Raw genomic sequence first — 14,124 nt, forward strand, 5'->3', positions numbered from 1 at the left:
CTAACTCATATTTAAAGTAAAAAACATAACACCAACAATCCAAATTAAAAGACTAACACCATAACTGCTGGCTACAATAGACATGCCTTTATCGGTGTTTTCGTTCAACTCTTTACCAATTAAATAAGCTAATATTAACCAATAGGCAAGTTCAAATAAATTAAGTACTTGAAACGGGTAGATAAACCAAGGTTGTAAGCCCTCATAACCTATAATATTTATGGCTGATAATGGGTAGAAATATTGTAAATCTTCTAAAGTGTAGTTTGTTTGAAAAAAGTAAAACCAAGTTGTTTTAAAAATTATGACTAATAAAAAAATAAATTCTGCTTTTACAACAATGTTAAAGAGTTTTTTGTACTTGATTTCTTTACCAAAAAAGAAACAACCTATATCTAATATGGCTGCAATGATTGTGATTTTAATTACTAAAACTAATGGCAAAAGGACATAACCTATCCATTGCCATTTTTTTTTGAGATTCAAAATATTTTGTATTTGATCTCGTGATAATTGATCGGTTAATGAATTAATAGTAACTTCATTTGTATTCAATAGTTTTGACCCCAAATAAGATAATATAAATGAAAATAAAAGCAGAAAAATCAAATAATATTTCTTGTTCAATTTATTTTTCTTTAATTTTTAAATAATTATTTCTACCAAAAGTGATTTTATAAACAGGAATAGCTATTATAACTAATGGTAAATACACGAAAATCATTCTGTTAAAAATAAAATAAAACAATACAGAAAAGGTAATACCACTAACAATGAAATGCCATAATAAATTAGAAATAGAGCTACTTACAGAGATTTTTTTTACTTTACTGTCATTAAACGAAATAGTCATTTTATTCGAGTAACACCAATCTATTTTAAATTTAATTTCAATAAGTTTTGTATCAAAAAAAAGTGTTTTTTCATTTTCATCAGAGCCTATATCTTCATAATACTCTCCATTGATGTATATCGCGAAAGCTCTATTTCTATTATTTAATTCATTTTTACGCTCAATAATTAATTTATAAGACATAATAATAATTTTTGAAGTATGAGAATTAAATTAAATTAATTCCCATACTTGGCTATTTTAAGAGGCACAAGGATCATCTCCGTATTCATAAAGAGCTGCACCAAAAGCAAATATCGAAAGACCTAATGCCGCTACACCCCAACCAATAGGACCAGTAAAAGCTAAAACTTCTGCAGCTCCTATAACGATAGCTGCACCACTTGCCCCGAAAGTAGCACAAGTAAGAGCTCCTCCACCTTCGATTTGCTCCATTTGATTTAATTCTAATGTTTTCATAAAATTAATAAATTAAGTTAAATAAAAACCGAAGTTGTGTAACTTTGGTTATCAAAATCATTTTGACACCATAAAACTACAAGAGTATTCATTCAATTCTTATTCAAATTTTGCATAAAGCTACCCTATTTTTAGATAGTCTAGTTTTTTAATTATCTTTGTTTACTACAATGTTTTAATCATGAATATAGAAGTAGCCCATAAAATAAAGACTTTGCGTACCAGCAAAGGTTTAAGCCAAGAACAAGTAGCAGATTATTTGCATGTTGCCCAAAGCACGTATGCACGTATGGAAAATGGTGAGACTAATAGTTGGGTAAACTACATACAACCCATTTGTGAGTTGTTTGAGATACAACCAGAAGAGTTATTAAAACAAGATACTATCATTGTAAATCAAAATCAACAAGGTGGTAATGGTGCTTTTATAATCAATCAACTTTCAGAAAAATTAATAGAGCAATACGAGTTACGCTTACAAGAAAAAGACCAATATATTAAGCGGTTAGAAAGTTTATTAGATAAAAAACAACTTTAAACTATTTCTTTTTTTATGCTCAAAAATCAGACTTTTAAACAGAATTCATTAATTTCGCGACTCTTATAAGAAAAACGAAAAAATGAATACTGGATTTCCTGAATATAAAGGACTTAACTTACCAAAAGTAGCAGAAGAAATTCTTAACTATTGGGAAGACAATAATATCTTCGAAAAAAGTGTAACTTCTCGCGAAAACGCAGAACCTTTTGTGTTTTTTGAAGGTCCGCCATCTGCAAACGGTTTACCTGGTGTACACCACGTATTAGCACGTGCAATAAAAGATATTTTTCCAAGGTATAAAACCATGAAAGGTTACCAAGTAAAGCGTAAAGCTGGTTGGGATACACATGGTTTACCAGTAGAATTAGGTGTAGAAAAAGAGTTAGGAATTACCAAAGAAGATATTGGTAAAAAAATTACTGTAGAAGAGTATAACGCTGCATGTCGTAAAGCTGTAATGCGTTACACAGATATCTGGAATAACCTAACCCAACAAATGGGATATTGGGTAGATATGGACGATCCATACATTACCTATAAACCAAAATATATGGAAAGTGTTTGGTGGTTATTAAAGCAAATCTACAATAAAGAATTGCTGTATAAAGGCTATACCATTCAGCCATATTCTCCAAAAGCAGGAACAGGATTAAGTTCTCACGAGCTTAATCAACCAGGAACATACCAAGATGTAACCGATACAACTGTAGTAGCGCAGTTTAAAGCTGTAGCAGATACGTTACCAGACTTTTTGCAAAACGAAGGCGATATTCATTTTATAGCTTGGACTACAACACCTTGGACATTACCAAGTAATACTGCGTTAACCGTTGGACCAAAAATAGATTACGTTTTAGTCGAAACGTATAACCAATATACCTTCAAACCTATTAATGTGATATTGGCTAAAAATCTTGTTGGTAAACAATTTGACGGTAAGTATAAGCAAGTCGAAACAAAGCCAGAATTAATTGAATATAAAGAAGGTGACAAGAAAATTCCTTTTTACATCGTAAAAGAATTTAAAGGAAAAGACCTAGTTGGTATCAAGTATGAACAATTGTTAGATTACGTGTTACCAAATGATAATCCTGAAAATGCATTTAGAGTAATATCTGGAGATTTCGTAACGACCGAAGATGGTACAGGTATCGTACATACAGCGCCAACCTTTGGAGCAGATGATGCTTTAGTGGCAAAACAAGCTACACCAGAAATACCACCAATGTTGGTAAAAGACGAGAATGATAACTTGGTACCATTAGTAGATTTACAAGGTAAATTTAGACCAGAAGTTACCGAGTTTGCTGGTAAATACGTGAAGAATGAATATTACGCAGAAGGCGAAGCACCAGAAAAGTCAGTTGATGTAGAAATTGCCATCAAACTTAAAATAGAAAACAAAGCCTTTAAGGTAGAAAAATACAAGCACAGTTATCCAAACTGTTGGCGTACAGATAAACCAATTTTATACTATCCGTTAGATTCATGGTTTATCAAAGTAACCGACGTAAAAGATAGAATGCATGAGTTAAATACAACCATTAATTGGAAACCAAAATCTACTGGAGAAGGACGTTTTGGTAACTGGTTAGCCAACGCAAACGATTGGAATTTATCGCGATCACGTTATTGGGGAATTCCGTTACCAATCTGGCGTACAGAAGATGGTAAAGAAGAAATCTGTATCGGTTCTGTAGAAGAATTAAAAGCCGAAATGGCTAAAGCGGTAAACGCTGGCGTACTTCAAAAAGATATTTTTGAAGACTTTGAAGTTGGTAACATGTCTGAAGACAACTACGATAAAATAGATTTACACAAAAACATTGTAGACCAAATTACGTTAGTATCGCCTTCAGGTCAACCTATGAAGCGCGAAAGCGACTTGATAGACGTTTGGTTTGATTCTGGATCAATGCCTTACGCACAGTGGCATTACCCATTTGAAAACAAAAACTTAATTGATAATAACGAAGCCTATCCTGCCGATTTTATTGCCGAAGGTGTAGACCAAACACGAGGTTGGTTTTACACATTGCACGCAATTGGTACTATGGTTTTCGATTCTGTGGCGTATAAAAATGTAGTGTCAAACGGATTAGTTTTAGATAAAAACGGACAAAAAATGTCTAAGCGTTTAGGTAACGCGGTAGATCCTTTTGAAACCTTAGATAATTATGGTGCAGATGCCACACGTTGGTACATGATTGGTAATGCTAATCCTTGGGACAACTTAAAATTTGATATTGAAGGTGTAGAAGAAGTAAAACGTAAGTTTTTCGGTACGTTGTACAATACGTATTCGTTCTTTAGTTTATACACCAATTTAGATAAATTTAGTTATGCTGAAGCAGAAATTCCTTTAGCAGAACGACCAGAATTAGACCGTTGGATTCTTTCGGAATTACACACTTTAATTCAAAAAGTAGACGAATATTATGCTGAATATGAGCCTACAAAAGCAGCACGTGCTATTTCAGATTTTACACAAGATTACTTAAGTAACTGGTACGTGCGTTTAAGTAGAAGACGTTTCTGGAAAGGCGATTACCAAACCGATAAAATTTCGGCTTACCAAACGCTGTATACGTGTATGGTAACCATTGCAAAGTTAGGCGCGCCAATTGCACCATTCTTTATGGATAAGCTGTATTTAGACTTAAATAGCGTGACTAAAAAAGAAACGTTTGAAAGTGTTCACCTTTCAGACTTCCCTAAATACGATGCAAGCTTTGTAGATAAATCTTTAGAGCGAAAAATGGAGAACGCGCAAACAATTTCTTCATTAGTATTATCGTTAAGAGCTAAAGAGAAAATTAAAGTACGTCAGCCACTACAGAAAATTATGATTCCTGTAGATTCTGCACAGCAAAGAGAAGAAATAAAAGCGGTAGAAAACTTAATAAAACACGAGGTTAATATTAAAGAAATCGAGCTTTTAGAAGACGCTTCAGATATCTTAGTTAAGCAAATAAAACCAAACTTTAAAGTACTTGGACCACGTTTTGGTAAAGATATGAAGTTGATTGCTAGTGAGATACAAAAACTTGGCGCAGACGATATTAAAAATATTGAACAAAATAACACTTTAGACATCGATTGTAATGGAAAAATTATTACATTACAACGTGAAGATGTTGAAATAACATCGCAAGATATTGAAGGTTGGTTAGTTGCTAATGAAGGTAAAATAACAGTAGCTTTAGATGTAACTATTACAGAGCCATTACGTGAAGAAGGTATTGCAAGAGAATTAGTAAACCGAATTCAAAACCTACGTAAAGACTCTGGATTTGAAGTCACAGATAGAATTACTGTACAAATCCAAAACGATCAAAATATCGAGCAGGCTATTAACAACAATCTAGATTATATTAAGACCGAAACCTTAACTGATAATCTTGAAATTATTAACCAAATAGATAATGGTATAGAAATTGCTTTTGATGACGTAAATACCAAATTGTCTATTCAAAAAAATTAAAAATTATGGCAACAGATACAAACGTAAGATACTCTGATAAAGACTTGGCAGAATTCAAAGCTTTAATTCAAGAAAAAATTGAAAAAGCACAGCACGATTTAGAGTTAATAAAAAGTGCTTATATGAACGATCATAATAATGGTACAGACGATACGTCGCCTACCTTTAAAGCATTTGACGAAGGAAGTGAAGTAATGAGTAAAGAATCTAACTCGCAATTAGCTATTAGACAAGAGAAATTTATTCGTGATTTAAAAAATGCGCTAATTCGTATAGAGAATAAAACCTATGGTATTTGTCGTGTAACAGGTAAGTTAATAAACAAAAAACGTTTAGAGCTTGTGCCACACGCAACCTTAAGTATTGAAGCAAAAAACATGCAAAAATAAGCTGTTGCTTAATATATAATTTAAAAAATTAACGCTTCAATTAGTTGAATTGAAGCGTTTTTTATTTCCACAAATTTTGAAATTCAAACTCGTCTTATTTTTTCTTTTAATTGTCCATTGTTCTATTGCACAGAAGCAAACCGAAAAACAATGGAATGCACAGCAAATCAAAAAAGTAGATATTGATGGAGAAGGAATTTTTAAAATAAACATTAAGAATAGTGAATCTAATACTATTGATTTGTTGGTTAAATTTGAAGGCGAGCATTCAGAAAATTTAGTGATAATCGATAGTATTAATCAAGGTGTTTTAAGACTATCTACAGATTTTCAACCTTTATTTAAAGCGGATAATGATAAGTTAAGTGCGCATAAAGTATTGTCTGTAGAGTTGCAATTAAGTATTCCAAAACATATTGATTTAAATATTAAAAGTGATATTGCGCAAACTAAAATAGAAGGTCAATTTCCAAATGTGTTTATAGAATTAAAAACTGGTAATTGTACGTTAGATCCGTTTTTTGGTAATGCAACAATAAATACTATAAACGGAACTATTAATATTAAAACAAATAACGCAAAAACCATTGCAAAAAGTAAAACAGGAATAGTTGATGTTAAGCAATTTAAACTAGCATTATATCAATTAAATTTGCAAACTGTTAACGGTAATATAAACGTCTCTAAAATTTAAAAAATAAGTCTATTTTTGTTTAAAACTAATCCTTGTCAACTAAGCATAGTTGACAAGTCTATACTTTATGAGCCTAAAAAAAGCTACAATCTTTATCGTCTTAATTTTACTTATTGATCAAGTAAGTAAAATATATGTAAAAACACATTTTGTATTAGGAGAAGATGTTGCTGTTTTTGATTGGTTTAAAATCTATTTTATAGAAAATAGTGGTATGGCTTGGGGAACCAAATTAAGCGATTTGTTTCCTTTTATTAGTGATCGTACTGCAAAAGTAAGTCTTACTGTCTTCAGGATTTTTGCAATTATTGGTATTGGATATTGGTTATATAATAGTATTAAAAAGCAGCAATCTAAAATGCTTAATGTTGCACTTATCTTTGTGTTTGCTGGTGCTTTGGGTAATATATTAGATTCTGTGTTTTACGGTGTTTTATTTGACGATAGTATTGGTCAAGTAGCTACATTTATGCCAGAACAAGGTTACGATAGTATGTTGCACGGTAAGGTAGTAGATATGTTATACTTCCCGATTTGGCAAGGATATTTGCCAGAATGGGTACCAAGTGTTGGCGGTAAATACTTTACGTTTTTTGAGCCTGTTTTTAACATTGCAGACGTAGCTATTAGTATTGGTTTTGGAATATTAATTTTCTTTAATAAAAAAGCGTTTCCAAAAACAGAAGATGCTTAGAATTTGTAAACCCTTTTAGGCGTGACACAATAATCTAATGCAATATCACCTTCATAAGCATCTTTGATTTCAGCTTCAGCTTCAAAAAAAGATAAACCTATTTTTACAGTATTTGGCTTACAATTGGATAAAAAGTTATCGTAAAATCCTTTGCCATAACCAACTCTATTTCCCTTTAAATCAAAAGCTAAAAGCGGTATAAATACAACATCTATATTATGATTTGGTATCTCAATACCACTAACAGGCTCTGGTATGTTATATTGATTAAGTTTTAAAGTGGTATTGTCCGATAACAGGTAATTGGTTAATGTGTTGCTTTCAAAATTGCTTTTAGAAATAGCTATGTCTTTATCTTTTCCGGATAGAATATTTAAAATAAATTCAGTTTGAATTTCTTTCTGTGATTCAATAGTTAAAAATAAGTGGTACACATTGTAATCCCAAATAGCTAGTTTTAATAATTGGTTAGCAATATCAATGCTAAATTGATCTATTTGTTCTTCTGTAAGTTGTTGTCTTAAAGCTTTATATTTTTGGCGTAATCGGGCTTTATTCATTTTTAATTATTTAACTATTCCTGTTGAAATATGAAATAAAGCATCACCTTGATAAACAATAGGAGATTCATTTATATTAAACACGTAACCATCATGTTTAGCTTTTACAAAATGATTAAATTTTCCGTAAGGATCTGTAATATTACCAATGGTGTCACCTTCTTTTATATATTGACCTAAATCTACATTAGCTTTAAACATACCAGAAAAGCTGGCGCGTTGCCATTTGCTATCTAATATTTTTATACATGCTTTTTTAGGCTCAGAAACATTATATTTTTTTCTTAGCATGCCAAAGTGATTTAGGATGCGTTTGGCGCCATTAACACCTGTGTTAGTGACTGTTTTATCTATATGAAACGATTTTCCGCCTTCAAAAAGAAGGATAGGTTTACCAAGCTCGTTACATGTTTTTCTAAATGATTTGTTTAGGTTTTTAGAGTATAAGATAAATGGTGCTCCAAATATTTCTGCCATAACATCATCATCTTCATTACCAGGAGCAATACGTATTTGAGGTGCATTAAACCTAAAAGCGCCACCGGTATGAAAATCGACAATAAAGTCTACTTCAGGTATAATTTCGGTTACTAAAGTATGCGCAACACGACTGGCCAAAGAGCCATTTTTTATTCCAGGAAAAACACGATTTAAGTCTCTACCATCAGGAAATTCGCGTTCCATATTAATAAATCCAAAGATGTTTAAAACAGGAATACAAATTGTGGTACCAACTTTAGGTTTATTTATTCCTTTTGAAATTAATTGACGTACAATTTCAATACCATTTACTTCGTCGCCATGTATGCCAGCAGTAAACAAAATTGTAGGTCCAGGTTTTTTAGAGCGTTCTATAATAACAGGAACATCTACTGGAGTACGTGTGTGTAAATGTGCAACATTAAAGCTTAGTTCTGCACTTTTACCTGGTTTAATAATTTCATCTAAAATATGTAAGTCCTTTTGTTGATAAATCATTAAGCGTTACTGTTTCGTTCTAAATAAGTGATAATGCTTTTAGCAATATTTTTTCCTGTAGCTTTTTCTATGCCTTCTAATCCTGGTGTAGAGTTTACTTCTAGCAGTAAAGGTCCTCTTTCAGATTGTAGCATGTCTACGCCGCAAACGGGAAGTTTTAATGCTCTAGAAGCATTCATGGCAAGACGAAGCTCTGCTTCAGAAAGTTTTATGATTTTTGCGCTACCACCTCGATGTAAATTAGATCTAAATTCGCCTTCTTTACCTTGACGTTTCATTGCGCCGACAACTTGACCATCTACTACTAAAGCTCTAAGATCTGCACCTTTAGCTTCTTTAATAAATTCTTGTACTATAACTCTAGCTTGTAACCCATTAAAAGCTTCTAGAACAGATTCGGCAGCATTTTTAGTTTCGGCTAAGACAACACCAAGACCTTGTGTACCTTCTAAAAGCTTAATGATTACAGGCGCGCCGCCAACATGGTCTATAACTTCTTCTACATCTCTAGAATAGTTGGTAAATACTGTTTTAGGCATACCAATTCCTCTTTTACTAAGACGTTGTAAACTTTTTAACTTGTCTCTTGATCGTAGGATAGAATCTGAAGTTACTGTAGTAAATACACCCATCATTTCAAATTGTCTTACTACTGCGCAACCATAAAATGTAACCGAAGCGCCAATACGTGGTATAACTGCATCTACGTAATCTAAATAGCGATCTTTATAGTAAATTGTTGGTTTTTCTTTTTCAATAATAATATCGCATTTTAAAGGATCTATAACTTCTACTTTATGACCTCTATTTTCGGCTTCTTCAACTAATCTATCTGTTGAGTATAAACCTGCGTTGCGCGATAGAATAACTATATTCATTCTACTTTTTTATTAAATGATTGGTTTTGTAAATCGACATCAACTAAAAATTTTCGTTTTAAAAATTGCCTGCCTATTAAAACAGGAAACCTCATGTCGCTTCTTGTGCTTAAAGTTAAGTTAATCTTGTAGGTTTTACCAAAAAAAACAACATCAGTTTTTATTTTGTATCGGTTTTCTACAAAGCCATTACTGCTTTTTACATCGGTTAAACTGTACTCTTTAAATAAAACAGGCTCTGATTTTTCGGTTTTATTATCATCAAAAAAGCAAAGTAAACCTTGGTCAGTAAGTGTAATGTTAGAACAATGTATGCTTGATGTGTAAGCGCCAGTATCTATCTTACAATTAATGTTTAATAAATTTAATTTAGGGAAGTCTATACAATCTGTTCTTCCTATAATTTTCTTTGTCATTTTTTTTATTTAAAAGTCGCGCAATGTAGTAAATATAACATTGCTTAAAATTTAATTTTGGTTAAAGTTTTTAATTAAAAACTATTAAATAATTACCTTTGAGTACCACTAGACTTTACACCTATTTACTATTAATTTATGAGTAAAACCAACTTAGATATTCAATTAAAAACCATTCCAGAATCTGCTGGTGTTTATCAGTATTACGACAAAGAAGGTAATATAATTTACGTTGGTAAAGCAAAAAATCTTAAAAAACGTGTAAGTTCTTATTTTACAAAAACACATGATAGTGGTAAAACTAGAGTTTTAGTAAAACGTATTGCAGACATCAAATTTATTGTTGTTGAAACCGAAACAGATGCTTTACTATTAGAAAATAATCTAATTAAAAAGCATAAACCGCGTTATAATGTGTTGTTAAAGGATGATAAGTCTTATCCTTGGATTTGTATTAAAAAAGAACGTTTTCCGCGTGTATTTCCAACACGTCGTTTAATCAAAGATGGAAGCGAATATTTTGGACCTTACACAAGTATGAAAACCGTACATACCTTATTAGATTTAATAAAAGGATTGTATCAATTACGTACGTGTAATTATGATTTAGCTGAAGAAAAAATTGAAAATGGTAAATATAAAGTATGTCTAGAATATCATTTAGGAAATTGTCAAGGTCCTTGTGAAGGCTACCAAACCGAAGAAGATTATCAAGAAAATATAAAGGCAATTCGCGAAATAATTAAAGGAAACTTTAAAGACTCTTTAGGACAATTTAAACAGCAAATGAAGGATTATGCCGAAAAAATGCAGTTTGAAGATGCACAACGTATCAAAGAAAAAATTGAAGTTTTAGAAAATTATCAGGCAAAATCAACAATTATAAACCCAAGGATTAGTAACGTAGATGTGTTTTCTATTGTTAGTGACGAGAGTTTTGGGTATATCAATTTTCTTCAGATATCTTATGGATCCATCATCCGGTCTCACACTTTAGAAATAAAGAAAAAGTTAGACGAAACCGATAAAGAGTTATTAGAATTAGCAATTGTTGAAATAAGAGAACGTTTCAACTCTAAATCAAAAGAAATTTACGTACCTTTTAAGGTAAATATAGGTGAAGAAATTAAAGTAACAGTACCACAACTAGGAGATAAAAAACACATTTTAGATCTGTCTTTAAGAAACGCAAAGTATTATAGGATGGAGCGTTTTAAACAAATAAAGATCACAGATCCAGATCGTCATGCCAATAGGATAATGGCACAAATGAAAGCCGATTTAAGATTATCTGAAGAACCAAGACATATCGAGTGTTTTGATAACTCTAACATACAAGGAACAAACCCAGTTGCTGCATGTGTTGTCTTTAAAAATGGCAAACCAAGCAAAAAAGATTACCGTCACTTTAATATAAAAACGGTAGAAGGTCCAGACGATTTTGCTTCTATGGAAGAAGTCGTTTACCGTCGTTACAAAAGATTATTGGAAGAAGAGCAACCGTTGCCACAACTAATTATAATAGATGGTGGTAAAGGGCAATTATCTTCGGCATTAAAAAGCTTAGATGTTTTAGGGTTAAGAGGAAAAATTGCCATTATAGGAATTGCAAAACGTTTGGAAGAATTATTTTATCCAAACGATCCAATTCCCTTATATTTAGATAAAAAAAGCGAAACGCTTAAAATAATACAACAATTACGTAACGAAGCTCATAGATTTGGTATAGAGCATCACCGTAATAGACGAAGCAAAAATGCGTTAAATAGTGCTTTAGATACGATACCAGGTATTGGCGAAAAAACTATTGTAGAGTTACTTAAAAAATTTAAATCAACCAAAAGAATAGCTAATGCAAAACTAGATGAGTTAGAAGAAGTAGTAGGCGTATCTAGAGCATCAAAAATTTACAACCATTACCATAAAGAATGAAACCATTTATCATCGCTATTTTGTTATTATTAACTGTAAATACAGTTGTTAATGCCCAAGAAAAAAATATAAAAGAACCAAAAGTAGGTCTAGTTTTAAGCGGTGGAGGCGCTAAAGGACTTGCACATATTGGTGTCTTAAAAGTTATTGATAGTCTAGGAATAAGGGTAGATTATGTTGCAGGAACAAGTATGGGAGCAATTGTTGGTTCTCTATACGCATCAGGTTATTCTGGTAAACAGTTAGACTCTATTTTTAAAGGCGTAAATTTTGATAATATTATTACAGACAAACTGCCAAGAGAAGCAAAGTCTAATTATGAAAGAGAAATTTCAGAAAAATATGCAGTAACCTTACCATTTGATAATTTTAAGATGAAATTGCCTTCTGCACTCTCAAAAGGACAAAACACTTTTAATTTATTAAGTAAGCTTTTAATTAATGTTTGTAATAAAAAAGATTTTAGTGAGCTTCCTATACCTTTTTTCTGTATTGCAACAGATGTAGAAACTGGTAAACAAGTTGTGCTAGATAAAGGTAATTTGGCACAAGCAGTTAAAGCAAGCGGCGCTTTTCCTTCATTATTTGAACCGGTTTTAATTAAAGATCAATTATTAATAGATGGTGGAGTAGTCAATAACTATCCTATAGAAGAGTTAAGAGCTAAAGGAATAGATATAATTATTGGCGTAGATGTACAAGATGGTTTAGCAAATCGTACAGATTTATCTTCTGCACCAGCAATATTATTTCAAATAAATAATTTTAGAACCATAAATGATATGGTTAAAAAGTCTGAAGAAACAGACATATACATTAAACCAGATATATCTAAATTTACAGTTGTCTCTTTTGATGATGGAAGAGAGATTATTGATAATGGAGAAAAAGCTGCTTTGCAAAATTTAGAACAACTAAATCAATTAAAAGGCAAACAGATTAAACCAAGAATAAAAACACAAGTACAAAAATCTCCGGATAGTATAAGGCTTAATTATATAGAAACTCACGGTTTAGAAAAATACACCAGGTCTTATGTGTTAGGTAAACTCCAGTTAAGACCATATTCTAAAATAGCTTATAAAGATCTTACTTTGGGAGCAAATAATTTAGTGGCTACTAATAACTTTGATAATTTCTTTTATGAGCTTAAACCAGAAGAAAATGATGGTTATAAGTTAATAACTAAAGTAAGAGAGTCTAAAAAAACTACTTTCTTAAAGTTTGCTTTACATTACGACGATTTATATAAAAGTGCCATTTTAGCTAATATTACTAAAAAGCAGTTTTTGTTAAAAAATGATGTGGTTTCTTTAGATTTTATAGTAGGTGATCATGTAAGATATAATTTTGATTATTTTATTGATAAAGGAATTTATTGGAGTATAGGAGTTAACTCTAGATTTAGCGAGTTTGATAACGGAGTTGTGTCTTCTGCTTTTCTGTCTGAATTAGAAATATCAAGTGCAGGAGTAAATAAAATTAATGCAAAATTATCAGATTTTACTAATCAATTCTTTTTTCAAACGTTGTTTAGAAATGATTTAGTGTTTACTATCGGTGCAGAACATAAAAAACTAAAAGTAAAAACAGAAACAATAATTACTGAAGAAGATGAAGAAGAAACTGTTTTTGAAAATAGTAATTATTTAAGTGTTTTTGGTAGTCTTAAGTTTGATTCTTATGATAGCAAATACTTTCCTACAAGAGGAATGTACTTTAACGCACAAGGTAATTACTACTTATATTCATCAGATTTTGGAGGAGATTTTTCCCCTTTTTCAATCCTAAAAGCAGAAGTAGGTTATGCTTTTAGAGCAACAGATAAATTATCTTTTAATATTACATCAGACGGAGGTTTTAAGATCAACCCTAAAGCAAATAGATTTTTAGACTTTGTATTAGGTGGTTATGGTAATGACTTTATAAATAATTTTAAACCCTTTTATGGTTATGATTTTTTAAGTATTGCTGCAGACTCTTATATCAAAGGATCTGTTAGTTTAGATTATAATTTTGTACCAAAAAATCATTTAATATTGGCAGCAAATTACGCCAATGTTGAAGACAGATTATTTGATGATGGAGAGTGGTTATCTTGGCCTCAATATTCTGGTTATGCTCTTGGATATTCTTTAGAAACTTTTTTAGGTCCTGTAGAAGTTAAATACACATATTCTCCTGATACAAAAGAAGGATTTTGGTTTTTTAATTTAGGATATTGGTTTTAGGTTAAGTTTTTGAAA

At 31.3% G+C, this 14,124-nt stretch carries 14 protein-coding genes; 7 read left to right on the plus strand and 7 right to left on the minus strand.

Annotated elements, in window-relative coordinates:
- The 3 genes from WA340_RS06495 to WA340_RS06505 form a co-directional block, all read right to left on the minus strand.
- Positions 1–555 (minus strand): hypothetical protein, encoded by a 555-nt coding sequence (locus WA340_RS06495; RefSeq protein WP_336128009.1) that lies wholly within the window; start codon positions 553–555, stop codon positions 1–3.
- A gap of 73 nt (positions 556–628) precedes the next feature.
- A complete protein-coding gene (locus tag WA340_RS06500) occupies positions 629–1,036 on the minus strand; it encodes a hypothetical protein (RefSeq protein WP_336128010.1) in 408 nt (135 codons plus the stop codon).
- Between the two features lie 57 nt (positions 1,037–1,093).
- The gene (locus WA340_RS06505) at positions 1,094–1,312 is read right to left on the minus strand and encodes a hypothetical protein (RefSeq protein ID WP_336128011.1); all 219 of its coding nucleotides are present in this window, start codon (positions 1,310–1,312) and stop codon (positions 1,094–1,096) included.
- 181 nt (positions 1,313–1,493) lie between these two features.
- Here WA340_RS06505 and WA340_RS06510 point away from each other — a divergent pair, with 181 nt between their 5' ends.
- The 5 genes from WA340_RS06510 to WA340_RS06530 all read left to right on the plus strand — a co-directional run bounded on the left by WA340_RS06510 (position 1,494) and on the right by WA340_RS06530 (position 7,114).
- Positions 1,494–1,850 carry a helix-turn-helix domain-containing protein gene (locus WA340_RS06510; protein WP_336128012.1) on the plus strand — a complete coding sequence of 119 codons (357 nt, stop codon included), beginning with the start codon at positions 1,494–1,496 and terminating at the stop codon, positions 1,848–1,850.
- A gap of 82 nt (positions 1,851–1,932) precedes the next feature.
- On the plus strand, positions 1,933–5,337 hold the full coding sequence (ileS, locus tag WA340_RS06515; protein ID WP_223077945.1) for an isoleucine--tRNA ligase: 3,405 nt from the start codon (positions 1,933–1,935) through the stop codon (positions 5,335–5,337).
- Positions 5,338–5,342: 5 nt separating this feature from the next.
- On the plus strand, positions 5,343–5,726 hold the full coding sequence (locus WA340_RS06520; RefSeq protein WP_336067792.1) for a TraR/DksA family transcriptional regulator: 384 nt from the start codon (positions 5,343–5,345) through the stop codon (positions 5,724–5,726).
- A 76-nt stretch (positions 5,727–5,802) separates the two neighbouring features.
- The gene (locus WA340_RS06525) at positions 5,803–6,420 is read left to right on the plus strand and encodes a hypothetical protein (protein WP_336128014.1); all 618 of its coding nucleotides are present in this window, start codon (positions 5,803–5,805) and stop codon (positions 6,418–6,420) included.
- Positions 6,421–6,487: 67 nt separating this feature from the next.
- Positions 6,488–7,114, plus strand: coding sequence for a lipoprotein signal peptidase (locus WA340_RS06530; protein ID WP_336128015.1), 627 nt, complete (start codon positions 6,488–6,490; stop codon positions 7,112–7,114).
- Here the strand turns inward: WA340_RS06530 and WA340_RS06535 are convergent.
- The 4 genes from WA340_RS06535 to WA340_RS06550 are packed head-to-tail and all read right to left on the minus strand — an operon-like array spanning position 7,111 to position 9,946.
- Positions 7,111–7,674, minus strand: coding sequence for a 5-formyltetrahydrofolate cyclo-ligase (locus WA340_RS06535; RefSeq protein ID WP_336128016.1), 564 nt, complete (start codon positions 7,672–7,674; stop codon positions 7,111–7,113). The two genes, WA340_RS06530 and WA340_RS06535, sit on opposite strands and share 4 nt — an antisense overlap.
- A gap of 6 nt (positions 7,675–7,680) precedes the next feature.
- Positions 7,681–8,652, minus strand: coding sequence for a succinylglutamate desuccinylase/aspartoacylase family protein (locus WA340_RS06540; RefSeq protein ID WP_106677230.1), 972 nt, complete (start codon positions 8,650–8,652; stop codon positions 7,681–7,683).
- Positions 8,652–9,530: a 30S ribosomal protein S6--L-glutamate ligase gene (gene rimK / locus WA340_RS06545; RefSeq protein WP_106677232.1), complete on the minus strand. Its 879-nt coding sequence runs from the start codon at positions 9,528–9,530 to the stop codon at positions 8,652–8,654. The genes WA340_RS06540 and rimK overlap by 1 nt, the downstream gene beginning before the upstream one ends.
- Positions 9,527–9,946: an ATP-dependent zinc protease family protein gene (locus WA340_RS06550; RefSeq protein WP_027879601.1), complete on the minus strand. Its 420-nt coding sequence runs from the start codon at positions 9,944–9,946 to the stop codon at positions 9,527–9,529. The genes rimK and WA340_RS06550 overlap by 4 nt, the downstream gene beginning before the upstream one ends.
- 138 nt (positions 9,947–10,084) lie before the next feature.
- On the opposite strand from WA340_RS06550, the gene uvrC reads away from it, so the two are divergent.
- Together uvrC and WA340_RS06560 are read left to right on the plus strand one after the other, a co-directional pair.
- A complete protein-coding gene (uvrC, locus tag WA340_RS06555) occupies positions 10,085–11,878 on the plus strand; it encodes an excinuclease ABC subunit UvrC (protein WP_336128019.1) in 1,794 nt (597 codons plus the stop codon).
- The gene (locus WA340_RS06560) at positions 11,875–14,109 is read left to right on the plus strand and encodes a patatin-like phospholipase family protein (RefSeq protein ID WP_336128020.1); all 2,235 of its coding nucleotides are present in this window, start codon (positions 11,875–11,877) and stop codon (positions 14,107–14,109) included. Before uvrC ends, WA340_RS06560 begins: the two co-directional genes overlap by 4 nt.
- Positions 14,110–14,124: the final 15 nt, after the last annotated feature.

The sequence above is a fragment of the Mesoflavibacter sp. CH_XMU1422-2 genome (assembly GCF_037029245.1).
GTDB classification, from domain to species: Bacteria; Bacteroidota; Bacteroidia; order Flavobacteriales; family Flavobacteriaceae; genus Mesoflavibacter; species Mesoflavibacter zeaxanthinifaciens.